Raw genomic sequence first — 24614 nt, forward strand, 5'->3', positions numbered from 1 at the left:
CTACCACCGATACTTCAGGGTGCCGGTCATGTTGCGGCCCTGGCCGAGGTAGCAGAAGCCCTCTTCGCAAACCGTCTCGCGCTCATCGGCGATGTTGCGAATGGCGAAGGCTGCCGTCAGCCCTTCATATTTCTTGTCGACCGCGCCGAAATCATAAGAGGCCGATGCATCGACATAGAAAGTTGCAGGGTTCTTCGAGGTGTTGGCGACATCCGTCCAGGTCTCGCTGATGTAGCGCACGCCGGCGCCGACCGACAGACCGTTGAAGGGGTTGCTTTCCTGGAAAGTGTAGTTCGCCCAGAGGCTCGCAACATGGGTCGGGGTGATGGCCGGAGTATTGCCGACGTTGTTACCCCCGGTCACTTCGGAGTCGTTGTAGGTGTAGGCCGCGATGATATCCAGACCGTCGGCGATGGCCGCGCGGGCTTCAAGCTCGATACCCTTCCCGGTCACCTCGCCCTGGGAGTCGTAGGCAAAGGTCAGCGGATCGGCGAGCCTCGGCTTGTTCTGCTCGACGATGTGGTAGGCGACGGCCGACAGCAGGATATCGGAGCCAGGAGGCTGGTACTTCACGCCGACTTCGTATTGCTCGCCCTTCGTCGGCGGAAGAATTGTGTTGGTTGCCGATCGGTTGGTGACCGGATCGAAGGAGGTCGCGTAGGAAACGAACGGCGCGATGCCGTTGTCGAAGAGGTAAAGCGCGCCGGCCTGTACGGAGAAGGCATTCTTGTCGACGTCCTCCGAACTGACCGACGGCAAGGTCGAATCGCGCGTCTGGTTCACCCAGGTTTGACGGCCGCCGAAATTGAAACGCCAGTTTCCGACCTCGATCTGGTCCATGGCGTAGATGCCGATTTGCCGCATGTCGGCATCGGAAGCCATGAAATTATAGTCCGGCGTAGCGCCCGAAACTCCATAAGTCGGATTGGCGATATCGAAATCGAATGCCGGATCGGCGGCTCCGAAACCATAGCCAAAGCTCGACTTCAGATTGGTGTAATCGAGCCCGAACAGCATCGTATGCGTAAGCGGGCCGGTATCGAACTTCGCCTCGAGCTGATTGTCGACCTGGAAAACATTCATCTCGTCCCGGATCGCATTCGTGCCACGATGCGCGACGGTCCCTGTCCAGCTGGTAACGCCAAGGTAGCGGGCCTCCAGATCGAGATGCGAATATCGCAGGTTCTGCCGGAAGGTCAGGCCGTTGTCGAATTCATGTTCGAACTGGTAGCCGACCTGCTGCTGCTTTATTTTCTGGTGGTCATAGTCTGGATCGCTCGCCCTGAGGTCGAGGATCCTGCCATCCACGGTCGTGATCGCGCCGACATTGGCATCGGTCTCGTCGGACTGCGCCAGGCCGTAGACCGTGAAGGTCGTGCTCTCGTCGGGCTTCCAGGTAAAGGACGGCGCCAGGAAATAGCGGTCGTCGGCAATATCGAAATTGGTGTCGCCGCGACGGGCGAGGCCGACGATGCGGTAGAGGAAATCGTCGTTATCTTCACTGATCGGCCCGCCGAAATCGAACATCCCCTGCACTCGATCCTTGGTGCCGTAGGTAATGCCGACTTCGCGGATCGGCTCTTCGGTCGGGAGCTTAGAGATCTTGTTGACGAGGCCACCCGGAGATCCCGAGCCGTAGAGAACGGAAACGGGACCCTTGATCACCTCGACGCGCTGCAATTGATAGGGATCGGTGCGGAACGTGCCGTAATTGATGTAAGGCTGGCGCAGTCCGTCACGATAGTCGCCGACCGTTGTCGCGTTGTAGCCTCGAATGTAGATCTGGTCGAAACGCGGATCGAAGCCGCTCATTCCCGTCGTCACGCCGGCCGTATAACGGACCGCCTCTATAACCGTTTGCGCGCCGCGCTGCTCGATTTCCTTCTCCGTGGTGACAGAGACCGAACGCGGCGTTTCGACGAGCGGCGTGCTGATCTTGGTCGCGCCCGAGCTGTTCTTGGCGGTGACGGAGGTCCGGTCGGTCTTGCTATCAGAGGATGCGCCCTGAATAACGATGGGCTCCAGCGTCGTCGCGGTCTCACCTGTCGAGGCGCTCTGGGCGGCGGCCGGCGATGCTGCAATGCCGACCAGGAAGATCGCCGTCGTGGCTAATAAGGCATCTCGATAAATTTTTGCTACATTATTAGAAAGGTTAAAAAAAACATACGCCATTGTTGGGTTCCTACCTCACGATGCGGGCGGAACCTATGGAGCGAAATTGGCCTTGTCAACATAAGATGATTATTTTTGTCATCTTTTGTTCGATGATCCGTCCGTGTCCGCCACTCCCGAAGAGGTTGCAGGCAGAATCGAGGCCGACAATGGTCTGAGCATTCGCGGCTTGCCTCCGGCGCAACCGCTTCGCCACATCTGCTCCGCCAAGGATTGGCGGGCCGCCCCGGTGAGCGGTTTCTACGACATGCCCAGGCAACCATTTTATGACCGCGAGGGGACATAAAGAAACCATGACCTCGCCGGCCGCGGATCTATCAGCCGCCGACACCCTGGTAACGGCGGATCGCGAAGCGCCAGAAGGCAGCGGCAATCAAGGCAGCGACGGGTCCGACGGTGACCGCGACCGACGCGGCGGCATCTCCGAGATATGGAACCGGCTTTCGAAGCAGCGCGGCGACGGGCACATAGGCCATGTAGGCAAAGGGCAATCCTGAAAGCAGCAGAAACTGGAGCGGTGCTGCAAAGATCGTTATCGGATACCGGGATAGTTCCCAAAAGTCGAAATATATGCCGAAAATATAGCGCGCGCGCCGCAGCACCAGCGCACTTGCGCCGATCAACGTGATCAGCGCGCCAGTCAGAAGCGCAGCGCTGAAAAGGCTGGCGGCGAGTTGCAATATGGTGAAGATACTCCAGTCGACCGCCACCTTGGGCAAAGCCCAGGCCATCAGGCCCACGCCCAAAATGACATGGCTGCCATACTCGATGTTAAATCCTGAGAACGACAAAAAAGCCCATGTATTCACCGGCCTGGTCAGCAGCGAATCGAATTCGCCATCCCGGACGATTTCTTCCATTCGGCGCAACTGCACGAAGGTAAAGCACGCGCCGAGGGCATAACCCAGGGTGTGGAAACCCAGCAGGAACGCCATATCTTGCCAGCGCCAGCCGCCCATGCCGCCAAATCGCGTGAGGATGATCCAAAGCGAGGCGAAGGCGCCAGCATAACCGAAGCCCTGCGAGACCCAGGCAAGAACCAGTGCCGCCCGATATTGCAACCGGGTCCGCATGCGCAGCCGCATAAGATACCAGGCGAGCGCCAGCGTGTCCGGCATGATCAGCCTCCCTGAACGACAATTCGCCGGCGCGCACCGGACCACAGCGCTGCGATCAGGCCGACAAGGCCGGCGACCCAGCAGATCCCGACGGCCAGATATGTGAAAGCGGAGGCAAGATCGAGCTGACCGAGATAGACGGCCATCGGATAATAGGTGATCCAGGCGAAGGGCAGCACGTGAGCGGCTTCGGCAAGCGCCGGGGGAAAGAACCACAGGGGCACAAGTCCACCCGACAGAAGCGCCCCGAATCCACGCATGAACCATTCCAGTGAGTGTGCGTCGAATACCCAGAAGGACAGAAGACCAAACAGGATCGAGATCAATAGAAGCAAGGTCGTGGAGACGGCGACATAGGCGATGAAGACGAGGCCGTGCGCGACGCTGGCCGGCGGCAAAAGCCCATATAGAAGTGCAAATACGACAATCACCGGCGTACCGACGACAGCGAAGTTGAAGAGCCGCGGCCCGAGATTTTCTGCAAACAGCATGAGCGGAAAGCTCGCCGGACGAATGAGGCTGTTGGCGATTTGGCCGGTGCGGATCGCCGTGCCGATTTCCCGTACCACCAGTGCGGTGTCCCAATTCGAAAGGAGCGTTGCCCCGATAATGGCATAGGCTATCATCTGAGGCAGGGTAATGCCCGCCACCACATGCTGGCCCCCGTAAACGGCTTTCCATATCGAAATGCGGGCGAAGACTTCGATCATCGCGCCGAGGACCATCGAGAGGATTTCGGCACGATAACCGGCCTGCTGGCGGATGGCGGCTGCAGCCAAAGCTAGAAACCCCCGCATGTCATCCCCTCGCCTGATAGTGTGTGCGGATCACTTCCTCGATGCCGGGCTCATGCAAACGAACATCGCGAAGCGCGGCCTTGGCGGTGAGCGCGCCCATCAAATCGATCAAAGAGCGTCCATCGTCGGCCAGCAGAAATTCGCGCACCGCTCCCTCTCCCCCGAGCAGCTCGGCCCCGGCCAACGAGACTACGCCGGGTTCGCCGTCAAACTCCAGCGTCAACCGGCGCCTCGCGCCAAAGGTCACGCGCAGTTCTGCAAGCGGGCCGTCGAACAGAAGCCGGCCTTCATCCACCATGATAAGGCGGGGGCAGATCTCCTCGATGTCCTGCAGGTCGTGCGTTGTGAGAATGATCGTCGTGCCACGCTCTCGGTTCGTGCGAGCGAGAAACTTGCGCACAACGTCCTTGGCGACGACGTCGAGCCCGATAGTCGGCTCGTCGAGGAACAGGATTCTAGGCTCGTGCATAAGCGCCATGGCAATTTCGGCCCGCATGCGTTGCCCCAGACTGAGTTGACGGACGGGCCGCTCGATAAACGAGGAAAGCTCCATCATCTCGACCAGTTCGGCTCTGTTGATGCGAAAGGACGAATCCGCCACCCGGTAGAGCCGCCGGTGCAGCTCGAAGCTCTCGGCAAGGGGAAGGTCCCACCATAATTGGGTACGCTGACCAAAGACCACGCCGATCTCACGCGCATTGGCGATCCGGTCCGCCACAGGCCTGCGACCGAGCACGCTCACCTCGCCGGAGGAGGGCATGAGGATGCCGGTCAGCATCTTGATCATGGTCGACTTGCCCGCACCGTTCGGTCCGAGATAACCGACAGCCTCCCCCGCCCCTATCGTGAAGGAAATCTGATCCACAGCGTGCACGGGCGTCGTAACCGGCGCTATGATGTTGCGCAGCACCCCGGTCAGGCCCGGCTGCGGCACACGCTGGCTGAAGGTCTTGCTTACGCTCTTGGCACTGATGATCGGCAGCATGATGGAATCCGGCGATTATGGGAAGATCCCAATAAGAGAGTCGCGTGAAACCTATGCAACACATGCGGCCTGGGATAGACAATTCTTTTGATACAACCGATCGACCGTCGAAATGTCGGGCGCCTGCAGATGCACCGCTGGAGCACTGCCCACGCCATTTCGGCTCAAGTTCGGGACGCAGGTGCCCTCCTCCCCCGGGGATGATGCGCAATGGTTTTAATATTGTCCCGTGCCGAGTAACAACGAAGCAATACCGATCCAGGAAACGCTCAATTCGATATCGATCGTGATACGGAGAGGAGTTTTCTATTGAGGCAAATAGAAAATCTGGTTTACTGACGCTTCGCTTGTTGGCTTCCAGGGGGGATTTTAGCCGATGGTATGGACCCGCAGGAGTATTGTGCTCGGTGGATTGGCGTTGATTGGGACCGGCGCCCTTCGGAACCCGGCCGCCGCGGCGGCACCTTCTTATTTTGACGGCACCGCCGTCGACAATGGCGTTACATTTCGCCGCACCAATTTCGGCAAAATCGACAGGCGGTGGCACCGCCAGGTCGTCAAATATTTCAGCAGCGAGCCGATCGGCACCGTTGTCGTCGATACGAGGCACCATTTTCTCTACGTGATCATGGAGAACAAGACAGCGATCCGCTATGGCGTCGGGGTCGGCCGCGAGGGCTTCAAATGGTTCGGCCGCGCCACCATCGACGCTAAATCGCTCTGGCCGCGCTGGACGCCGCCGCCGGAGATGCGCAAGCGCCACCCCGAACTGCCGGAGTTCGTCTCGGGTGGCTCACCGAAGAACCCGCTCGGCCCTCGCGCCATGTATCTGCATCGCGACGGCGTCGACACCGGCTATCGATTCCACGGCACGCTGGAGCCATGGAGCATCGGCAAGGACGCCTCCAGCGGCTGCATCCGGATGTTCAACGAAGATGCCATCGATCTTTACCAGCGCTGCCCCATTGGCACCGCGGTACAGGTTTTGCCGCACATTGCCGACCAGGCGGAGAATTCCGCAGAGCTTAGCCAGGCTACCCCGGTCGAATGAGGAAAATCACCCCTATGTCTGCTATATCAGGATTCACGAGGGGCCTCCTCGCAGTAACGCTTTTGGCGCTCGCCGCCTGCACCACTCCCGGCACCGCCTCGTTGGAGGAACCCGCCGTCGCGCCCATGACCGGCCAGACCAACGATCCGGCACCCGGTTTCGAGAATATCGCGATGGGCAGCGAGGAAGACTTCATCCTCAATGTCGGCCGACGGATCTACTTCGCGCAGGATTCTGCCAGCCTCGATTCCGTCGCCAAGGCGACGCTGGACAACCAAGCCGCCTGGCTCAACAGGAACCCGAGCTGGATGCTCAAACTGCAGGGCTTTGCCGACGATTCCGGCTCCGCCGCCAAAATGCAGACGCTCTCGCAGAAACGCGCCGATGCGGCGATGGCCTATCTTGCCTCAAAGGGCGTGGACCCCAAGCGTATGTGGGCCAAGGGCTACGGCAACGACCGCGAAGTCCGCGACTGCACAGAGCGCTCCTGCAAGGTGCAGAACCGGCGCGTCGTCACCAATTTGCGCAGCCAGCCGGATGCGGTCTGATTGCACGTGGGCCGAACAAAGGTCAAGCTTGCGCCAAGAGAGTTCGAGGGGAATGCAACCTTGAGGCCGCATCACTCGTGAACAAGGGCCGGCCACTTGGCCGGCCGATTGACATGGAGGGCCCGTTCAGGATCGCGCTTCCGAAACGGCGTCCGCGCTGCCGAGCTTGCCTAACAACTTCGGAAACAGAGGCTTTGCAGCATTTTTCGCGCTGCTTCCGCGACGTTTCCTGATCTCTACGATAAACGGCTTTATTCGGGACTTCATGGAGAAGCTCTCCTTAAGCCACCTGACGTTCCGCTTCGATCTGAAGAGGTGTCTGCTGAAAGGAGCCGCCTCCGATGGCGATCTTGCGCGGTTTCATAGCCTCGGGCACTTCACGCTTCAGCGCAATAGAGAGAATACCATTCGTCAGCGAGGCATTCTCGACCCTGACGTGATCGGCGAGCTCGAAGCGGCGTTCAAATGCGCGCCCGGCGATGCCGCGATGCAGATATTCGCCGTCCTTCCCTTCGGCCTTTTGCCCCTTCACCAGAAGGACGTTCCGCTCCTGGGTGATGTCCAGGTCACCTTCGGCGAAGCCGGCCACTGCCATCTGAATGCGATAATCGTCTTCGCTCGTCTTGACGATGTCATAGGGCGGCCAGGCATCGATCGCCTGCAGGCGTTGCGCATTGTTCAGGAGATTGAAAACACGGTCGAAGCCGATGCTGGACCGATAAAGGGGGGCGAAGTCAAGTTCGTTTCTCATAGCCATATCCTCGGTAAAGCAACATGGGGTGGAGACGCCTCGGAAACCTGCGTCTCCGCTCTGATCATCGGCCCGCTTCTGCGCTGCCGACGAAAATGATCTGGTTTCGCACGATTTTCGTTTCAAGAGGAGCATCTGAAAATTTTCAGCCTGCTTTATCCGACAGGCCGGAAAGCCTTTTGAACACTCTCTTTATTCACCCAATCGATAGGCGCAGGCCATAGACACGGCAATCAGGCGGTCGAGGGCGACAACACGTGGCCCGCTGACGACGGCAGGTCGATCACGGATCTTATGTCGGTGGCGTTGGCCGCCACGACCAGCTGATAATCACCCGGTTCGGCCCGGAAGGCGCCGGCCTCGATATCGAAATAAGCCAGATCGCGCGGCAGGATCTTCATGATGGCTGTGCCTGTTTCGCCGGGCTGCAGCAAGAGCTTTGCGAAAGCGCGCAGTTCCTTGTCCGGCCGTTCCACCTTGGATTTTGGCGAGCGCACATAGAGTTGGACCAGTTCCGATCCGGCCCGGTCGCCGACATTGGTGACGTCGACGCAGACGGTCACACCTTCGGGGCCCATTTCGCCGGCGAGCCGCGGTTCGCTCCAGCTGAAACGGGTATAGCCTAGGCCGAAACCGAAGGGGAAGAGCGGCTCCACGGCGCGCGTATCGTGGTGTCGGTAGCCGACGAAGACGCCCTCGGCGTAGCGCACGTGCCCGTCCTTGCCGGGATAAACGGCGGGATCGTCCGTGATGGCGGAATTGTCGGTCAGCGCCTTCGGGAAAGTCTGCGGCAGGCGGCCGCCGGGCTCGGCATCCCCGAACAGAACGTCGGCGGCGGCATTGCCGAGTTCCTGGCCGGGATACCACATCTGCAGCACGGCGCGGACCTTGCCGAGCCAGGGCATCTCAATGGGACCGCCGGTCTGCAGCACGACGACCGTGTTGGCATTGGCGGCCGCAACTCGCTCGATCAGTCCCTCCTGCCGGCCCGGCAGCCGCATGTCCGGCAGATCGAGTCCTTCTGTGTCCCACTCGCCGTCGCGGCCGACGAAGAGGAGTGCCACATCGGCATTGCGTGCCGCCTCGACGGCGGCCTCGATATCGGCCTCGCCGAGCGGCTTTTCGACGCCGAAACGAACTGCGATGAGGTTGATCCCCTCCTCACTCGCCAAGGACGGCTCATATTCGACGGTGATTTCATAGGAACGGCCCGCTTCGAGCGTCAGCGCGCCGCGCTGTTCGTCATTGGCGGTGCCGAAATAATTCTCGCCGCGCGTCCAGCCCTCGCAGCCGTCGACCGTCAGTCTCCCGTCGACGAAGAGCCTTGCCAGGCCGGCATTGGTCATGCCGAAGACATGCTCGCCGCTCTCTTCCGGCACGAACTGCATCATCATGCGCGTCGAAAAGTCGGCAGGGTTGAGTTCACCCGACGGCAGCTCGAACCAGAAGAACTCACCCTTGTCGACGGTCTCGACATGGAGGGGATTCCCCTTGCAGCCGCGCCCCTTGAAATATTCGACCGTGATCCTGCCCTTGAACACGTCAATCAGCCGGTTATGGCGGCAGCCGACCGCATGGCTGATGCTGTTGGCATTGGAAAGAGCGGCGCGAATGCCTTCGAGCGGGCTCACCGTATAATGGGCGGCGATCTGGGCGCTGCCGCCGCCCATGACGCGGGCGCTCGCGGCATTCGGCCCGATGAGGGCGATCCGGTCGAGCGAGGTCTTGGCGAGCGGCAGGATGCCGTCATTCTTGAGAAGGACCGCGCCTTCGGCACCGAGACGCCGGATCAGCGCGCGGTCTTCCGGCAGGTCGACCGCCCGTTCGGTGAGGTCGGGCTTGCTCTTGAACGCACCGACCCGCTCGAGCAGCAGCAGGATCCGCCGCGCCGCTGCCCGTATCTTGGCAGTCTCGACCTTGCCCTCGCGCACGGCCGCAACCAGCTTCTCGCCGCGATCGCGCGCCGGACCCGGCATTTCGAGATCGAGGCCGGCATTGATCGTCTCGACCGTCGAATGCGAGCCGAACCAGTCGGACATGACGATGCCGTCAAAACCCCATTCCTCGCGCAGCACCTTGGTCAGCAGCCAGGGATGCTCGCTCGTATAGATGCCGTTGAGGCGGTTATAGGAAGACATGACGGCCATCACGCCGGCGCGGCGCACCGCCTGCTCGAAGGGCGGCAGGTAGATTTCGCGCAGCGTCCGCTCGTCGATGTCGGACGACATGGTCTGCCGCTCGATCTCGGATTCATTTCCGGCGAAATGCTTGATCGTTGCCGCGACCCCCTCGCCCTGCACACCCTCGATATAGGCGACGGCGAGTTCGGAGGTCAGCATCGGATCTTCGGAATAACATTCGAAATTGCGACCGTTGAGGCCGGAGCGATGAATATTCACCGTCGGCGCGAGCAGCACGGCAGCCCCCTTGCTCTTGGCCTGGCGCGCAAGCGCTGCGCCCATCTGCTTGACGAGGCCGGGATTCCAGCTGGCACCGAGCGCAATGGCGACGGGAAAGCAGGTCGCCTTGACGCCGGCGACCAGCGAACCGGCACCGCGGGCGCCGTTCGGCCCGTCCGTCACCTTGATCTTCGGCACGCCGAGGCGCTCGACGGGAACGGTCGTCCAGAAATCGGCGCCCGACAGCAGGGCAACCTGCTCCTCGAGCGTCATCTTGTCGAGAATGGAATCGATCATGCAAACCTCCCCGTTCGAATGCGTTGCGAGCACCGCAAGCCATCCATCGGGCCCGGGTCGCCTTCTGCAATCTTAAACCTACCGATTACTCGGTATTTTTAGGATGTCAACCCGCCGGGCGTGCTGTATGAATGGACACTGGAGAAATCGACCGGAGACTTGGCGATCGCTCGGGGAAATGGCAGACGGGAAACCATGGCAGAGTCTTCAAAAACAGAGACCGGAGAGACGCAACCGCGTCGGCGCCGTTCCCGCAAGGGGGAGGAGCGCCGGAAGGAGATCCTGGCGGCGGCGATGCGGCGCTTTGCCGAAGACGGCTACCAGAATGCGGCGATCGGCGACATCGCCCGGGATGTCGGCCTGTCGCTGCCCGGCCTGCTGCACCATTTCCCCACAAAGGTCGATCTGCTGCTTGCGATCCTCGCCAAACGCGATCTCGATAGCGCCGATTTCATCGGGCACTATCGCTATGATCTTAGCGCCCTGCTGAAGGGCATGGTGGAGGTCTTCCGCCGCAACGCCGGAATGATCGAGGTCGTCAGGGCCTTCGCTATCCTGAATGCTGAGAGCCTGATGAAGGATCATCCTGCCAAGGCATGGTTTCTGGGGCGCGCCGTAGAGATGCAGAATGGCATCGCCGCGACCTTCGAGCGGGCCATCGCCGACGGCTCGATCGACAACAAGACTGACAGCCGCGCGATGGCCGCCGAACTGATCGCCGTGATGGACGGCCTGCAGATGCTCTGGCTGCGCGATCCCGATCGCTTCGACATGGTCGGCGGCTTGGAAGCCTATGTCGGCCGCCTGCTGGCGAGCCTCGGACTGGAGGGCTGAGTTCGGCGTGCGGTTGTCGGAACGTCTAGCGTCGATCAAAGCGCACCGGCCAGATCATGATGCGGCCGCTCACGGCTTCATAGTACCTTCGGCCGATCAGCAGGCCGTATGTGTCGTGCCCTAAAGACCTAGATACTCGCCAACGAGGTGACGAGGCTCGCTTCAGTGCCCAGGATAAAGGTTCGGACAGCGGTCGGAAATTACTTTCCGTCAAGCCATTCCTGCAGCTCCGCCTCAGCGCGTTCCAGAGCGCTGTAATTCAGAAGTTTACGCAAGAAAGCAATCGTAACGGCGCGGGCACGGAGATTGAAACGGCCATCCTCATGGTCGTCGCCGGCCGTCTGATAGACGTCGAGCTTGTCGTAGAGCTGCTGCAGGCGGTTTTGAACGCTGCGCAGCGACAGGCCCCGCCGTTTGGCGATGGCCCGGTCGGTCAGGCCGAGTGCTATATCAACGAGAATCTCGTATTCGGAATCGGTAAAGCCGTTCGTCTGGCCGAGGCTCTTCTGTTGAAGGCCGCGCACCTCGCGGTCGATGACGCACTGGCTCTCGATGAAGATCGAGCGCAGCGCGAGCTTCAGCCGCTCGTCGGAGGCGGATTTCAGCACGTAGCCATAGGCGGCGCCATCCGGCACGATGCGCGAGACGCCGCGCACATAGGCCTCGTCCGAGTAATTCGACCAGAAGAGGATGCGCGTCTCCGGCCGTTCCTTCCAGATCGTGCGCGCCGCCTCGATGCCGTTGCGACTCGCCATCTGCAGGTCCATGACGATATGCGCCGACTTGTGGTCACGGGCGAGCTTCTCACCGGCCGTTCCGTTCTCCGCCTCGATCACTGTATCGCATTCCGGCAGCGCGGCGTTGACAGCCTCGTGCAGGTAGGACCTGTGCAGCGGGTCGTCCTCGACGATCAGCACCTTCATGTTGTCTACTCCTCAGTCTGGCTCGCCCGCCGGGCCGTTCGGCGCCAGCGGCAGCACGACGCGGACCACGGTGCCGCGATTGTTATGGCCGGGGCCGATCGTGAAGCGCGCCGAGATCAGCCGCGCGCGGGTCTTCATATTGTCGATGCCCCCGCCGATCCGTCCCCGCGTCTTGGCAAGCCCGGTCCCGTCGTCCGAGATTTCGATCGACAGCTGTTCGTCGTCGGCTTCGAGCCGCACCATGATCGCCAGGGGCGCGGCATGGCGCACGGCATTGTTGATCGCCTCCTGCGCGATGCGGAACAAGGCGACGCTGACGGTCGGTTCCAGCCTTTCCAGCGCGCCGCTGGTCTCGTCGACGAGGCCCCATTCGATGCCCGATCCCGTGTCGCGGGTCGACCGGTCGAGATGGTGCTCGATCGCCTGGGCGAGGCCGAAGAGCTGGAGCACCGAGGGTTTTGCCTGCTCGATGATCTGCCGCAGATCCTGCATGCAGTGCTGCAGAGACCGCGAGACGGGCTCGAGCGCCTCAGGCGTCACCTCTCCGTTGCGCGACAGCCGATCGATCCGGCGGGCAAGCCGCGTCAGGTCGGCAAGCGTCTGGTCGTGGAGGTCCATACCGATCCGCTGCCGCTCCTGTTCCAGGGCTTCGGTCAGCTTCAGCGCACCTTGACGCAGCCCCTCTTCCCGGGCACGAGCCTCGGCCTCGACGATCGCCGAGCGTTGCGCCTGCTCGGCCGCCTGCAGCGCGAAGAAATAGGGCGTCAGCAGATCGGCGATGATGCGGGCGCGCTCGACGTCCTCCATCGTATAGGCGCCCGCCCTGTGAGACGAACAGGAAAGTGCTGCGATGATCGTGCCCTGTACCTTCATCGGGACATGCAGGCGGCTCCTCAGCGATTGCTCGACGATCGGCCGCTTGAACGCGCCTTCGAAATGGAAGCGCGGGTCTTTCATGGCGTCGTCCGAAAGCAGAAAGTCGACCTCACCCCGCAGGAGAGAGCGGATGGGGCTGTTAACGACAGGCGCGCCGGCAATCTCGCCCCAGGCGGTCTCGATGCCCGTCTCATAGGCCGTGTGATAGTTGCCGCCTTCGAGCAGCACGCAGACGTCGAGATGATCGTGCGGTATAATGTGGGCGACCTCGGCCGCGACGGAACGGATCGCCGAGCGGAAATCGAGCTGGCCCGCGAGCAGCCGGGAAATGCCGAGATAGTGGTCGAACAGGGATGCCGGTGCAAGATGCAGCATTGTAGTTCCTCCCCGTCACGACAGGCTCCTCAACCCGTCGTAATCGTTTCCCAGTAAGCGCCCGCACATGGGCTGCCGTCTTGCGTAAACCCGCAGCTTGTTGCGCAAAACCCGCAAACGAGTTGCCGCCTTGCCCCTGTACAGTCTGGCCGATCTCCCGCATCCTGCCCTTACTGAGAGGAGGAAGCTCAGTGCAAGAACAATTTTCACTCGGGCCTGTGAGCCGGCAGGGGTGAAACGATCGGCCGACCGGCACGATCATGAGGGAGGAAGACATGACAATCCGTAAGATGCTCCTGGCATCGGCCGCTATTGCTTGCGCCGCCATGCCCGTTTCCGCCTTTGCCGATACGTCGGCCAAGAAGATCGCTTTGTCCAACAACTATGCCGGAAACTCCTGGCGCCAGGCGATGCTGACGAGCTGGGGCAAGGTGACGGGCGAGGCCGTGAAATCAGGCGTCGTGGCCGCAGCCGATCCTTTCACCACCGCCGAGAACCAGGCAACGGAACAGGCGGCGCAGATCCAGAACATGATCCTGCAGGGCTATGACGCGATCGTGCTGAACGCCGCCTCGCCAACGGCGCTGAACGGCGCGGTCAAGGAAGCCTGCGACGCCGGCATCACCGTCGTGTCCTTCGACGGCATCGTGACCGAACCCTGCGCCTGGCGCATTGCCGTCAATTTCAAGGAAATGGGCCGCAGCGAGGTGGAGTATCTGTCGAAGAAACTCCCGCAGGGCGGCAATCTGCTTGAGATCCGCGGCCTCGCCGGTGTCTTCGTCGATGATGAGATCTCGGCCGGCATCCACGAAGGCGTCAAGCAGTTCCCGCAGTTCAAGATCGTCGGCTCCGTTCACGGAGACTGGGCGCAGGACGTCGCGCAGAAGGCCGTCGCCGGCATCCTGCCGAGCCTGCCCGAGATCGTCGGCGTGGTAACGCAGGGCGGCGACGGTTATGGGGCAGCACAGGCGTTTGCCGCGACCGACCGGAAGATGCCGATCATCATCATGGGCAACCGCGAAGACGAGCTGAAGTGGTGGAAGGAGCAGAAGGACGCGAAGGGCTACGAGACCATGTCCGTGTCGATTGCACCGGGTGTCTCGACACTTGCCTTCTGGGTTGCCCAGCAAATCCTTGACGGCAAGCAGGTCAAGAAGGACCTCGTCGTGCCGTTCCTGCGCATCGACCAGGACAATCTTGAAGCGAACCTCGCCAGCACCCAGGCCGGCGGCGTCGCCAATGTGGAATATACGCAGGCAGACGCGATCAAGGTCATCGAGTCGGCAAAATAACTCTCCCGGCGACTGCCGCGGGGCCAAAATGGCCCTGCGGCAGTCCTTCCGAGCAGATGTGGCGGGCAGCATGAATGAGGTTTTGAAGGCGGTGATCGCCGTCGATGGCGCCAAGGTGAGCTTCGGGGCCGTCAGGGCGCTTGACGGCGTCACGCTCCGTGTCATGCCGGGGGAATGCGTCGGGCTCGTCGGACACAATGGAGCCGGCAAATCCACGATCGTCAGCGTGATCAATGGCGGCCTCACCCCCCATGAAGGAAGTGTCGCAAGCGATGGCGAGCGGCTGGAGCGCTACGGCATCAACGCCGCACGAGCTCACGGCGTGCGCTGCGTCTTTCAGGAGCTTTCGCTCTGCCCCAATCTCTCCATTGTCGAGAATACGCGCATCATGCACCGCGATCTCGGCGGCTTCGGCTGGCGCAGGCGCGCCGCAAGGATCATCGAAAAGAGCCTCGATGCGGTCTTTCCCGGCCATGGCATCGACAGCGGCCGGGCCGTGGGAGACCTCTCCATCGCAGAGCGACAGATGGTCGAGATCGCGATGGCCTTTTCCGACGCTGGCATTGCGCCGCGGCTGGTGATCCTCGATGAACCGACCTCCTCGCTGGACGCGAGCCTCGCCCGCAAGATGCTCGACCATGTCCGGCGCTTCGTCGCCGCCGGCGGCTCTGTCATCTTCATCTCGCATATTCTGCACGAAATCCTCGAAACCTCCGACCGCATCGTCGTCATGAAGGACGGCCGCGTCGTTGCCGAACGCCCGGCGCGCGACTTCAACCATCATGGCCTGGTCGAGGCCATGGGTACCGTTGCGAAGGAAGAGACGGGACAGCGGCCGGCACGCGAACAATCGACCGCTCCACTCATTCTGTCCCATCAGACGGCCGGCCGTCCCTTTTCGGCCCGCAAGGGCGAGATCATCGGCTTGGCAGGTCTCGCCGGACACGGGCAGACCGAACTCCTGCTTGCCCTGCATGCCGCCCAGTCCGGCAACTGGCTCCCCGAGCACGATCCGCTCGTCACCTTTGTCGCCGGCGACCGCCGCCTCAACGGCGTCTTCGAACTCTGGAGCATCCTGCGCAACTTCTCGGTCGCCTCGCTCGGTGACCTGTCGCGACGCGGCCTCATTCTCGAGGGCAAAGAGGAGGCCAAGGGCGCGGACTGGAAACGACGGATCGAAATCCGCACGCCGGACATGGCAAACCGCATATTGTCGCTTTCAGGCGGCAACCAGCAGAAAGTGCTCTTCGCCCGCGCCCTTGCCACACGCGCGCCCGTCGTCTTGATGGATGATCCGATGCGCGGCGTCGATGTCGGGACCAAGCAGGAGGTCTACGCCATCATCCGCGACGAAGCTTCGCGCGGCCGCACCTTCGTCTGGTATTCGACTGAAATGGACGAGGTTCGTCTTTGCGACCGCGTCTACGTCTTCCGTGAGGGCCGCATCACCGCCGAACTCACCGGTGACGCCGTCAACGAAACGACCATCATCGCCGCATCCTTCGAGGGGGTTGCCGCATGACGTTCCGGCTTTCGTCCGACGCCATGCGTCTTGCCATTCCCGCCCTGTCGCTGACCCTGCTGCTCGCCGCCGTCTTCTGGCTGCAGCCGCGCGCCATGAGCTATGTCGGGCTCAACCTGCTGTTCAATCTGGCTGTGCCGATCGCGCTTGCGACGATCGCCCAGATGCTTGTCATGGCGGTCAACGATCTCGACCTGTCGATGGGCACCTTCGTCAGCTTCGTCGCCTGCGTCAGCGCTACATTTCTGCGGGATGACCCCGTGACCGGTGTCCTGATCCTTGCCGGAGCGATCGCCACCTATGCCGCGCTCGGCGTCGTCATCCATCTGCGCAACCTGCCGTCTATTGTCGTCACGCTCGGCATGAGCTTCGTCTGGGGCGGCCTTGCCGTCCTGCTGCTGCCAGCCCCGGGTGGGCAGGCGCCGGATTGGGTGCGCTGGCTGATGACCGTCAAGCCGCCGCTGGCACCGATGGCGATCGTCGCCAGCATCGTTATCGCCGCCGTCGCCCATCTTCTCGTCATGCGGTCCTCGCTCGGCGTGCTGATCCGCGGCATCGGCGGTAACCAGCGCTCGGTCGAGCGGGCCGGCTGGTCGATCGTCGCCGCCCGCGCCGCCGCCTATGGCCTCGCCGGCCTCTTCGCCGTGCTTGCCGGCATCGCCCTCGTCGGCCTGACGACTTCGGCGGATGCCAATATCGCACTGCGTTACACCCTGCTCTCGATCGCCGGCGTGATCCTCGGCGGCGGCGAATTCATCGGTGGCCGCGTCTCTCCGGTCGGCGCCGTCATCGGCGCCCTGACGCTGACGCTCGCGGGCTCCTTCCTGTCCTTCCTGCGCATCTCGCCCGACTGGCAGATCGGAGCACAGGGCGCGATCCTGATCATCGTGCTCGCGCTTCGCCTGATGCTGAACCGCCTGGAGAAACGGGAGAAACGCCGATGACCTCCCCCCTCCGCCTTTTCGGCAAACCCTGGATCTGGTCATGGCTTGCCGCCTTCGTGGTCTGGTTCCTGACGATCATGGTGACGCTCGGCGCCAGCACGCTCGGCCTGTCTCAGGCAGCACTCACTTTCGCGGCCTTCTCGGTGATCGTTGGCATCGGCCAGATGTTCGTCATCACGCTCGGCCCCGGCAATATCGATCTGTCGGTTCCCGCCACCATGACTCTTGCCGGGACGCTGGCGCTGAAGCTGATGAATGTCGAAAACGGCTTGATCCTACCTGGACTTCTCGTCGCCATCCTCATCGGCCTCGTCGTCGGCCTCGGCAACTATGCGCTGATCAAGGCGTTGCGCATTCCGCCGATCATCGCCACGCTTTCCATGAGCTTCATCGTACAATCCGCAGCGATCTGGACGAACCGCGGCTTACGCATCAAGCCTCCGAGCATTCTTGCGGAGTTCACCACTTCGACCACGCTCGGTGTGCCCAACGTGGCGATCGTCGCGCTCCTCATCTCGCTGCTGGCCTGGTTCCTGCTCGAAAAGACGATCTACGGGCGCTGGATCTCGGCGATCGGCCAAAGCATGCCGGCCGCACGCATGGCCGGCATTCCGGTCGACGGCACACGCTTCGTCACCTACCTCTTCTGCGCCGTGCTCGCATCCATCGCGGGCTATCTGCTCGCCTGCTTCTCCGGCGGCGCGGCGCTCAACATGGGCTCGGAATATCTGCTGACTTCGATTGCCGTCGTCGTGATCGGCGGCACGGCGGTCGCCGGCGGCGATTCCAACGTGCCGGGCATATGGGGCGCATCGCTTTTCATGTTCCTGGTCGTCTCCATGCTTAACACCTACGGGGTCGGCGCGGGCATCCGCCTCATCATGACCGGCCTCATCATCATCAGCGTCATCATGCTCGCCGGCGGCCGCCGGGCCGGCATGCGATAAACGGGAAGACCGCCATGGCCGAGGCCAGCATCTACGAAATCCACGACCCGCGCTTCCGGCAGTTGATCGTCACCAGCGCCGGCCTCGACCAACTCTATTCACGCTGCCGCTGGGCGGAGGGTCCTGTCTGGTTCAACGATGCGAACCAGCTTCTGTGGAGCGACATTCCAAACCAGCGCATGCTGCGATGGACGCCCGAGGGCGGCGTGTCCATCTACCGGCAGCCATCCAACTTCACCAACGGCCACACGCGCGATCGCCAGGGCCGGCTCGTCTCCTGCGAACATGGCGGGCGCCGCGTCACGCGCACCGAGATCGACGGCTCGATCACCGTGCTCGCCGACCGTTTCGAGGGCGCGCGGCTCAACTCGCCGAACGACGTGGTGGTGAAATCGGACGGCACGATCTGGTTCACCGATCCCACCTACGGTATCATGTCGAATTATGAAGGCTACCAGGCCGAGCCCGAGCAGGCGACGCGCAACGTCTACCGGCTCGATCCGGCAACCGGCGAGCTTGCCGCTGTCGTCACGGATTTCATCCAGCCGAACGGCCTCGCTTTCTCACCTGATGAAACGATCCTTTATGTCGCGGACTCGGCAGCAAGCCACGACGAAAGCCTGCCGCGTCACATCCGCGCCTTCGACGTGGTCGACGGCAGCAGGCTCACAAACGGCCGCGTCTTCTGCCACATCGACACCGGCATTCCGGACGGCATCCGGACCGACGTGAACGGCAACCTTTGGTCCAGTGCCGGTGACGGCGTGCACTGCTTTGATCCGTCAGGCAAGCTGATCGGCAAGATCCGCGTCCCTCAGACCGTAGCCAACCTGACCTTCGGCGGCCCCGGACGCAACCGTCTGTTCATAGCGGCAACGCGCTCACTCTATTCCCTCTATGTTGCCACGACTGGCGCCCAAAGACCGTAAGCACCTTGATGCCGTTCTGCTTGAAGGCTTAGACGGCGCGGGCCATCCGGTCGATTTCGTCACGCCGGTTGGCGAATGGGATGTCGGCATCGAGATTGCCTTCTGCTAGACCGCTCATGCTTGCGGTGATCTCGCCGATCGGCTTTGCGGTCACGCGGGCGCCAAAAACAGCGGCGACGATCAACGTTATAATGGTCAACAGACCGCCACCGAGATTGACGTATAGGACGAGGCAGCGGAGGCATCGGCCTCTTCCTCAGCCTTCGTCGCCATCGCCTTGGCCGAGTCCGCACCTTCGATTGGGATAGCGAGCGCAGGATGTGGATATGACAGCTGGCTCGCTCTGTGTCGCATCCGCCGATCGCGGAACGTCTTCTCGACGACCGGGATTATTCCCTTGATATGACCGTGACCTGCAGCGCATCGAGGATGAGGCCGAGCGCCGACAGGCGGGGCAGATCCAATGCGGGGCTATCCGCCTCAAGGCCGGCGGTGGCGCGGTCATAAACGGCAACACATTGCTTGTTGGTGATCCGCGACATGTAGAGAATGCCGTCGAAATCGGTGCGATCGTAGATGTCCTGGCTGAGCCGGCGTCCGCTCGCCTGCGCCCGTGCCCGAACGGCATCCGTCGAGACACCGAGCAGGTTTGCGCCTTCGTAGCGCAGGTCGAGCAGGAAAAGCGGGCCCGGGTTTCGGACGGCGGCGATCGAATAGCGGTCGAACTCCTCCTGGAATATCACTCGCTCGGCCTTGCCTTGAAAGCGGTCGCGAACAATCGTTTCCGCCACCGCGGTCATGGGGTCCTGAGCGAGGTAGAGCAGCTGGAACTTGTCTTTGGGGCTCGAAAACCGCGACTTGCCGAAACCCATGCCGAGCGGCGTTCCGGCATGGGCGCGCGCGATGATCCTGACATAGTCGGTGACATCAGCCCGGACGGCGAGGCGCTGAAGGATAGTTTTGTCGAGTTTCATTGCGTGGCGAAATAGGTCTGAGCCGCGTCGATGATCTCGTCCGCGCGATCCTGTTTCAGGAGGTCGATGGGCCTGCGGCCGCCCAACATGGGGTTCGGCTGGCAAAGCCACAGCCATGCCACCCGCTGATTGGACACGAGAGCGGCGACCGTTGCTATGCCCCTTGCGGGACGCCCGTCGATGAATTGTTCGATCGGATAGACGTGCTTTCTCGTTCCCTTCAACAGTGCGATCACCTCGCCGGCATGCTGCCAGCGATTGAGCGTGGAGCGCGCAATTCCAAAATCGCGCTGGAGTTCGCTGGCGCCGGCAACCGGCCCGGCCCAATCCTCAAGCCTGCGGGCGACCGCAAGCTCGCCCAGCAACCGCGCGCCCTCCTCGACTGTCACGATCTTCCCGAGTCCTTCGCCGGCGGAGGGCTCCACGGTTTTCGGAATCTCGAGCGCGATCTTGCCGCCGGCAGCCGCATCGCCGAACGTCTCCACCAGGCCACGAATGCGGCGGGCAAGTTCGCCCTGGCGCTTGCTAAGCTCGCGCCGCACGCTGACGGGAAGATCGACGATGGCCGCAGCCGCCGCACCCGCAATACTGGCCGACAGGGCCACCGAGCCGGCCTCGAATGCGGCGTCGGCTTTCAGCGCGTCGGCAACTTTGGCGGCGACGCGGTCGGCAACCCTTGCCTGACGGGCACGATGCAGCCGCGCCTCAGAACCAACCATGACACTATCTCCGTTCTTACAGAAACTGATATAGTCTCAAATAGCCAATTTGTCCAGTTTGTCCCACTTTAGCGCCGCCACGGACTGAGCGTGATCAGCCCTTTCGCAGCCTCCAGCTCCTGACTTCGAAGGGCATGATGTCGGCGGGGCCTTTGCGTTCCATCGGCTCTTCGAGAATGCTGAGCGGCTGTGACGCCGTCCATCCGGAAGGCAGGGCAAGCGAAAGACGGCCACGCCGGCCGGCCGGTTCGTAGAGGCGCAGGATCAGGCCCTCGCCCTCCTCCGCCGGTTTCAGGCCGGAGAAGGCGACGGGGGTCCCCTCGACGCCAATCGGCGCGAAACTGCCGGCGGAGAGGCCGCTGGCTTCGGCCGTCACCAGCGGCTGGTTGAGATCGAGCGCCTCGTCAAGGACGCCGCCTTCATGCCAGGCGCCCTCATGCGGCATCAGCGCGTAGGTGAAGCTCTGCTCGCCTTCGTCGGCGAGCGGATCGGGATAGATCGGCCCGCGCACCAGGCTCATGCCGATCACATTGCCGCGGGCGCTGTGGCCGTATTTGGCATTGTTGAGGAGCGCCACGCCGAAGCCCGGCTCGCTGAGATCGACGAAGCGATGGGCGGCAGCCTCGAACATCGCCTGTTCCCAGGAGGTATTCGTGTGCGTAGCCCGCTCGACCACGCCGAAGGCGCATTCGAAGGTCGCCTTGCGGGCCTGCACGCCGACCGGGTTCAGGGTGCGCAGCAGGGTTCGGCGGTCGTGCCAATCGATCGTCGTTTCGATATCGAGCCGCCTGGCGTTGGCGGTCAGCACATAGATCTGCGTGACGCTCGAATTCCGGTAGCGGTGGACGACGCGGATCGCCGCACGATGCGGGCCGTTTTCGACGAGGCTGATGCTTTCGGGCGCTTCAAGACGCACACCTTTCTCGGCATAATCGGCATCGACATCCCAGGCGTCCCAGTTGCGCGGCTTGTCGGCCGGATAGACCCAGAGCTGGTTGGCGGAGCCATCGACCGCCTCGCGGCCGCTTGCCTTGTGAATAAGGCTGGCAACGGCGCCATCCTTGCCGATGACGACCGAGAGATGATCGTTTTCAAACCGATCGGAACTTGCCTTGAGTCCACCCGCTGGCTGCAACGTGCGCCTGTCGAAGACGGCAATGGACAAGGGAGCGACGATCTCAGCGGCCGAAAGTGCCGTGCCGTCGGCAAGTCTGGCGCTTACTGGTCTGGCCGCTAGCGACGGATTGACGACAATGAGCGCATCAGAGACCCCGCCCTTCGGCAGATTGGTCGAGAGCGCCTGCAATGCCTTTGCCTGCTCGGCCTTGGCATGGTCGATGACGCCGCCGAGCTCCTGCTCCGCATCCTGGTAGACCTCGCGGATGCTCGAACCCGGCAGGATGTCGTGGAACTCGTTCTTCAGCACCACGCGCCAATCCGCTTCCAGGCTGCGGGGCTTGTCGGCGCCGAGCATATGGGCGAGCGAAGCGAGCGTCTCAGCGGTGATCAGCGCGCGTTCGGCGTGGCGGTGCTTGCGCTTGACGCCGCTTTGTGACGTCAGCGTCGCGCGATGCAGCTCGAGATATATTTCGCCATCCCAGACGGGAAGCTTCTTTTCCCTAGCGGTCTGGTGCGCCTGCTCGTAGAAGCCTTTGACGGTGCCCCAGCGCGCCTGCGGGATGGCGGGGAAATCGCGCAGTTGCACTTCGCGCTCCACCATCTCGGGCGTGACCCCACCGCCGCCGTCACCGTAGCCGACGGCCAGAAGCGAGGCATGATGCTGCGTCTTGCCGCGGAAATTCTTCCATGTCGGCAGGTAACAATCCGGCTGCACGAAGCCGTTATAGCCCTGCATGGGATTGTCGAATGTGTGGGTCAGCACGCGGCTGCCGTCGAGACCTTTCCACCAGAAGAAATCAGAGGGGATGTGGTTGGTCTCGCTCCAGTTGACTTTGATTGTGAAGAAACTGTCGATGCCGCCCTGTTTCAGGATCTGCGGCAGCGCGCCTGAGAAGCCGAAGCAATCCGGCAGCCAGCAGACCGTGTGGCGCGTGCCAAAAGTCTTCTCGAAATAACGCTGGCCATAGAGCACCTGGCGGACGAGGCTTTCGCCGGTCGGCATGTTGGTGTCGGGCTCGACCCACATGCCGCCGACCGTTTCCCACTTTCCTTCCGCGACCTTCTTCTTGATGCGCTCGAGAAGCTCGGGATCGTCCTCTTCCATCTGCGCGTAATAATGGGCGGTCGACTGGTTGAAGCGGAAATCCTCGGAGCGTTCCATCAGCGAAAGCGCCGTATTGAAGGTTCGCCGCATCTTTCGCCGCGTTTCTCGATAGGGCCAGAGCCAGGCGAGATCGATATGGGCATGGCCCGTCAGCACCAGTTCTCCATTCGGGGGGAAGCGCTTCTGCAGCTCCTTCAGCCGCGCCGTCAGCGCCTCAAAGGCGGCAGCCGCCGAAGCACTCTGCTCTTCGGAGAGACCCGCCGGATCGGATACAAGCTCCGGCAGTTCCCAGATCTTCTGCTGCATGACGGCATCAGCGGTGCGGGAGATGTAAGCCGCCGTATCCGACGGCCAGTCGAGACTGCGCAGCGTCCGCTCGGCGGCCTCCACCAGATGCGGCACGACCTCATGATCGCCGAGCGCGCCGACCGATTCGGCGACCTGCTTCAGAAGAAGATGCAGGCGGTGGACGGCACCGTCGAGCCAGATCAGCCGGGCCTTGTTGAGCCTCGGCGCCCGGTTCGGCTCGCCGAAAGGAAAACGGGCGACGCTTTCCGTCGAAATCGAGAAGCGGCGGCCCTTCACCGGAAATTCCTGGTGGTAGGGATCGAGACCGAATGTTTCGCTCTCGCCGTCGGGATAGCTGAGCATAATCAGGCTCTCACCGCCGAGATCTAGCTGCAGGCGAATATTTTCAAGCGGCCAGCTCTGCGGCGCTTCAGCACTCGCAGCAAAATGCACCACGCCCTGACGATGCGGCCAGTCCTGCTGATGGGCGATCGGCTCGCCCTCGAAGGTCCAGCCATCGATCGGGCTGCTATACCGGTCCCGCCAATGCGCGAGCTCGGCGATACGGACCTTCAGACTGTCGTGGCGTTGGGCGATGGTGAGCGGCATGGCTTATCCTGTTGAAAAATCGGCGGCGCGCGATCGGGAATCCTGGCTTTGGGAGACGAAGATGATGCGATAGGGATCGCGAATGCCGGCCCCTCCTCCCAGCGGGATCCTGCCGATGCTTAGATTAAGTAACTTTGATTTGGCGTCAAGCCGCAAAACATCTTCCTGTCCGAGATCGCCTAGCTGCTGGTCTAGCGGAACTCTTCGACTGAGGCGGTGTTCAGGAGCCGGAATGTCTGCCCGTCCGATCAGACGAAGCCAGATCAGACATGGTGAGGGAGTCTCCCAAACGACTCGTTCAGGGGGAGCGGTCACAACCGATCGACGGTGTCGGTTTTACATTGCCATGTCAAACAAGAAAAGGGGCTTTAGATTCAAGGGGTAAATGGAAAGTGATTTTCCGCTAACGATTTCAATGATACCGATCTCGAGGCGTTGCGTCATTCTGGCCGTGCCGCCGAACTCGTGGTGTCCTTTGAAAAATGGCGAGCCAAATACGACTGCATGGACGCATCGATGATCAGCCAGATGAAGGCCCCGGCGGTCTCGTCAGCGAGGTCGGCAAGCTGCAGAGCGCCAGCGAAGAGTTTGTCATCGGCTATGACCGCCAGCCCGGAATTCGATCGACATAAACCTCGATGACGGCAGCAAGTGCTACGCCGAGTTTTCCTACACGCCTCAGCCGGGAAACCAGGTTATCATCAACGATGTGAAATGCATGTGAGAGGGTCAAAAGGATGCTACGCGCAATCGGTTTGCTGTTGTTCCTGCACGGTAGGGCTGGATCATGGAAGATCCTTGCCGGCGCAGCACCCTCGCCTTGATCAGACGTATATAACCACGCCGCAGTGGCGCGATCAGCACGACGAGCGCCATCTGAACGGCCTGGACTAGGCGAGTGGAGATCACGACCAAGCCAGCACCACAAGCAGGAAGACAAGCGCGCGGAAGACCCGGCTCAGATACAGAGCCCTTCCCAAAACAAACGCGCCGGCCGAAGATCCCCCGGGGGCAGCATGTCCACCCGCTCGCGGGCGCGG

20 protein-coding genes are annotated in these 24614 nt (G+C 62.0%); 8 read left to right on the top strand and 12 right to left on the bottom strand.

Features of this window, described 5'->3' with window-relative positions; genetic code table 11:
* The 4 genes from J0663_RS24140 to J0663_RS24155 form a co-directional block, all read right to left on the bottom strand.
* The gene (locus J0663_RS24140; protein WP_207245452.1) at window positions 1-2172 is read right to left on the bottom strand and encodes a TonB-dependent siderophore receptor; all 2172 of its coding nucleotides are present in this window, start codon (window positions 2170-2172) and stop codon (window positions 1-3) included.
* Window positions 2173-2489: 317 nt separating this feature from the next.
* Window positions 2490-3290 carry an ABC transporter permease gene (locus tag J0663_RS24145; RefSeq protein ID WP_207245453.1) on the bottom strand — a complete coding sequence of 267 codons (801 nt, stop codon included), beginning with the start codon at window positions 3288-3290 and terminating at the stop codon, window positions 2490-2492.
* Window positions 3291-3292: 2 nt separating this feature from the next.
* Complete coding sequence (locus J0663_RS24150) at window positions 3293-4087, bottom strand: ABC transporter permease (RefSeq protein WP_207245454.1); 795 nt, start codon at window positions 4085-4087, stop codon at window positions 3293-3295.
* Window position 4088: 1 nt separating this feature from the next.
* Window positions 4089-5072, bottom strand: a complete 984-nt coding sequence (locus tag J0663_RS24155) for an ABC transporter ATP-binding protein (RefSeq protein ID WP_207245455.1) — start codon at window positions 5070-5072, stop codon at window positions 4089-4091.
* A 376-nt stretch (window positions 5073-5448) separates the two neighbouring features.
* Here J0663_RS24155 and J0663_RS24160 point away from each other — a divergent pair, with 376 nt between their 5' ends.
* Window positions 5449-6123 (top strand): L,D-transpeptidase, encoded by a 675-nt coding sequence (locus J0663_RS24160; RefSeq protein ID WP_207245456.1) that lies wholly within the window; start codon window positions 5449-5451, stop codon window positions 6121-6123.
* A gap of 14 nt (window positions 6124-6137) precedes the next feature.
* Window positions 6138-6671: an OmpA family protein gene (locus J0663_RS24165; RefSeq protein ID WP_207245457.1), complete on the top strand. Its 534-nt coding sequence runs from the start codon at window positions 6138-6140 to the stop codon at window positions 6669-6671.
* 280 nt (window positions 6672-6951) lie between these two features.
* On the opposite strand, the gene J0663_RS24170 is transcribed toward J0663_RS24165, so the two are convergent.
* Both J0663_RS24170 and J0663_RS24175 read right to left on the bottom strand, forming a co-directional pair.
* Entirely contained in the window at window positions 6952-7422 is a 471-nt protein-coding gene (locus J0663_RS24170) for an Hsp20 family protein (RefSeq protein ID WP_207245458.1), read from the bottom strand.
* A 233-nt stretch (window positions 7423-7655) separates the two neighbouring features.
* Window positions 7656-10118, bottom strand: coding sequence for a beta-glucosidase (locus tag J0663_RS24175; protein ID WP_207245459.1), 2463 nt, complete (start codon window positions 10116-10118; stop codon window positions 7656-7658).
* Between the two features lie 195 nt (window positions 10119-10313).
* Between J0663_RS24175 and J0663_RS24180 the strand changes: the two genes are divergently transcribed.
* Window positions 10314-10952 carry a TetR/AcrR family transcriptional regulator gene (locus tag J0663_RS24180; RefSeq protein WP_207245460.1) on the top strand — a complete coding sequence of 213 codons (639 nt, stop codon included), beginning with the start codon at window positions 10314-10316 and terminating at the stop codon, window positions 10950-10952.
* Window positions 10953-11152: 200 nt separating this feature from the next.
* Here the strand turns inward: J0663_RS24180 and J0663_RS24185 are convergent, their stop codons facing one another.
* Together J0663_RS24185 and J0663_RS24190 are read right to left on the bottom strand one after the other, a co-directional pair.
* On the bottom strand, window positions 11153-11875 hold the full coding sequence (locus J0663_RS24185; protein WP_097590922.1) for a response regulator transcription factor: 723 nt from the start codon (window positions 11873-11875) through the stop codon (window positions 11153-11155).
* Window positions 11876-11887: 12 nt separating this feature from the next.
* Window positions 11888-13126 carry a GAF domain-containing sensor histidine kinase gene (locus J0663_RS24190; RefSeq protein WP_207245461.1) on the bottom strand — a complete coding sequence of 413 codons (1239 nt, stop codon included), beginning with the start codon at window positions 13124-13126 and terminating at the stop codon, window positions 11888-11890.
* 275 nt (window positions 13127-13401) lie between these two features.
* On the opposite strand from J0663_RS24190, the gene J0663_RS24195 reads away from it, so the two are divergent.
* The 5 genes from J0663_RS24195 (at window position 13402) to J0663_RS24215 (ending at window position 18760) form a co-directional block, all read left to right on the top strand.
* Entirely contained in the window at window positions 13402-14418 is a 1017-nt protein-coding gene (locus J0663_RS24195) for an ABC transporter substrate-binding protein (protein WP_207244579.1), read from the top strand.
* A 70-nt stretch (window positions 14419-14488) separates the two neighbouring features.
* On the top strand, window positions 14489-15940 hold the full coding sequence (locus tag J0663_RS24200; RefSeq protein WP_207244580.1) for a sugar ABC transporter ATP-binding protein: 1452 nt from the start codon (window positions 14489-14491) through the stop codon (window positions 15938-15940).
* Window positions 15937-16884: an ABC transporter permease gene (locus J0663_RS24205; protein ID WP_207244581.1), complete on the top strand. Its 948-nt coding sequence runs from the start codon at window positions 15937-15939 to the stop codon at window positions 16882-16884. The genes J0663_RS24200 and J0663_RS24205 overlap by 4 nt, the downstream gene beginning before the upstream one ends.
* Complete coding sequence (locus J0663_RS24210; RefSeq protein ID WP_207244582.1) at window positions 16881-17831, top strand: ABC transporter permease; 951 nt, start codon at window positions 16881-16883, stop codon at window positions 17829-17831. Before J0663_RS24205 ends, J0663_RS24210 begins: the two co-directional genes overlap by 4 nt.
* A gap of 14 nt (window positions 17832-17845) precedes the next feature.
* Window positions 17846-18760, top strand: a complete 915-nt coding sequence (locus J0663_RS24215; protein WP_207244583.1) for an SMP-30/gluconolactonase/LRE family protein — start codon at window positions 17846-17848, stop codon at window positions 18758-18760.
* Window positions 18761-18788: 28 nt separating this feature from the next.
* Here the strand turns inward: J0663_RS24215 and J0663_RS24220 are convergent, their stop codons facing one another.
* The 4 genes from J0663_RS24220 to J0663_RS24235 form a co-directional block, all read right to left on the bottom strand.
* On the bottom strand, window positions 18789-18959 hold the full coding sequence (locus J0663_RS24220; protein WP_207244584.1) for a HAMP domain-containing protein: 171 nt from the start codon (window positions 18957-18959) through the stop codon (window positions 18789-18791).
* A gap of 190 nt (window positions 18960-19149) precedes the next feature.
* Window positions 19150-19734, bottom strand: a complete 585-nt coding sequence (locus J0663_RS24225; protein WP_207244585.1) for an RES family NAD+ phosphorylase — start codon at window positions 19732-19734, stop codon at window positions 19150-19152.
* The gene (locus J0663_RS24230) at window positions 19731-20453 is read right to left on the bottom strand and encodes an antitoxin Xre/MbcA/ParS-like domain-containing protein (RefSeq protein WP_207244586.1); all 723 of its coding nucleotides are present in this window, start codon (window positions 20451-20453) and stop codon (window positions 19731-19733) included. Before J0663_RS24230 ends, J0663_RS24225 begins: the two co-directional genes overlap by 4 nt.
* 94 nt (window positions 20454-20547) lie before the next feature.
* Complete coding sequence (locus tag J0663_RS24235) at window positions 20548-23574, bottom strand: alpha-mannosidase (RefSeq protein ID WP_207244587.1); 3027 nt, start codon at window positions 23572-23574, stop codon at window positions 20548-20550.
* Window positions 23575-24614 lie beyond the last annotated feature (1040 nt).

Origin of the sequence: Rhizobium lentis (genome assembly GCF_017352135.1) — a bacterium.
GTDB lineage: Bacteria > Pseudomonadota > Alphaproteobacteria > Rhizobiales > Rhizobiaceae > Rhizobium > Rhizobium lentis.

Coding starts and splice junctions, on each gene's coding strand:
- J0663_RS24140 (WP_207245452.1), bottom strand. CDS start 2,172: ATGGCGTATGTTTTTTTTAACCTTTCTAATAATGTAGCAAAAATTTAT.
- J0663_RS24145 (WP_207245453.1), bottom strand. CDS start 3,290: ATGCCGGACACGCTGGCGCTCGCCTGGTATCTTATGCGGCTGCGCATG.
- J0663_RS24150 (WP_207245454.1), bottom strand. CDS start 4,087: ATGCGGGGGTTTCTAGCTTTGGCTGCAGCCGCCATCCGCCAGCAGGCC.
- J0663_RS24155 (WP_207245455.1), bottom strand. CDS start 5,072: ATGCTGCCGATCATCAGTGCCAAGAGCGTAAGCAAGACCTTCAGCCAG.
- J0663_RS24160 (WP_207245456.1), top strand. CDS start 5,449: ATGGTATGGACCCGCAGGAGTATTGTGCTCGGTGGATTGGCGTTGATT.
- J0663_RS24165 (WP_207245457.1), top strand. CDS start 6,138: ATGTCTGCTATATCAGGATTCACGAGGGGCCTCCTCGCAGTAACGCTT.
- J0663_RS24170 (WP_207245458.1), bottom strand. CDS start 7,422: ATGAGAAACGAACTTGACTTCGCCCCCCTTTATCGGTCCAGCATCGGC.
- J0663_RS24175 (WP_207245459.1), bottom strand. CDS start 10,118: ATGATCGATTCCATTCTCGACAAGATGACGCTCGAGGAGCAGGTTGCC.
- J0663_RS24180 (WP_207245460.1), top strand. CDS start 10,314: ATGGCAGAGTCTTCAAAAACAGAGACCGGAGAGACGCAACCGCGTCGG.
- J0663_RS24185 (WP_097590922.1), bottom strand. CDS start 11,875: ATGAAGGTGCTGATCGTCGAGGACGACCCGCTGCACAGGTCCTACCTG.
- J0663_RS24190 (WP_207245461.1), bottom strand. CDS start 13,126: ATGCTGCATCTTGCACCGGCATCCCTGTTCGACCACTATCTCGGCATT.
- J0663_RS24195 (WP_207244579.1), top strand. CDS start 13,402: ATGACAATCCGTAAGATGCTCCTGGCATCGGCCGCTATTGCTTGCGCC.
- J0663_RS24200 (WP_207244580.1), top strand. CDS start 14,489: ATGAATGAGGTTTTGAAGGCGGTGATCGCCGTCGATGGCGCCAAGGTG.
- J0663_RS24205 (WP_207244581.1), top strand. CDS start 15,937: ATGACGTTCCGGCTTTCGTCCGACGCCATGCGTCTTGCCATTCCCGCC.
- J0663_RS24210 (WP_207244582.1), top strand. CDS start 16,881: ATGACCTCCCCCCTCCGCCTTTTCGGCAAACCCTGGATCTGGTCATGG.
- J0663_RS24215 (WP_207244583.1), top strand. CDS start 17,846: ATGGCCGAGGCCAGCATCTACGAAATCCACGACCCGCGCTTCCGGCAG.
- J0663_RS24225 (WP_207244585.1), bottom strand. CDS start 19,734: ATGAAACTCGACAAAACTATCCTTCAGCGCCTCGCCGTCCGGGCTGAT.
- J0663_RS24230 (WP_207244586.1), bottom strand. CDS start 20,453: ATGGTTGGTTCTGAGGCGCGGCTGCATCGTGCCCGTCAGGCAAGGGTT.
- J0663_RS24235 (WP_207244587.1), bottom strand. CDS start 23,574: ATGCCGCTCACCATCGCCCAACGCCACGACAGTCTGAAGGTCCGTATC.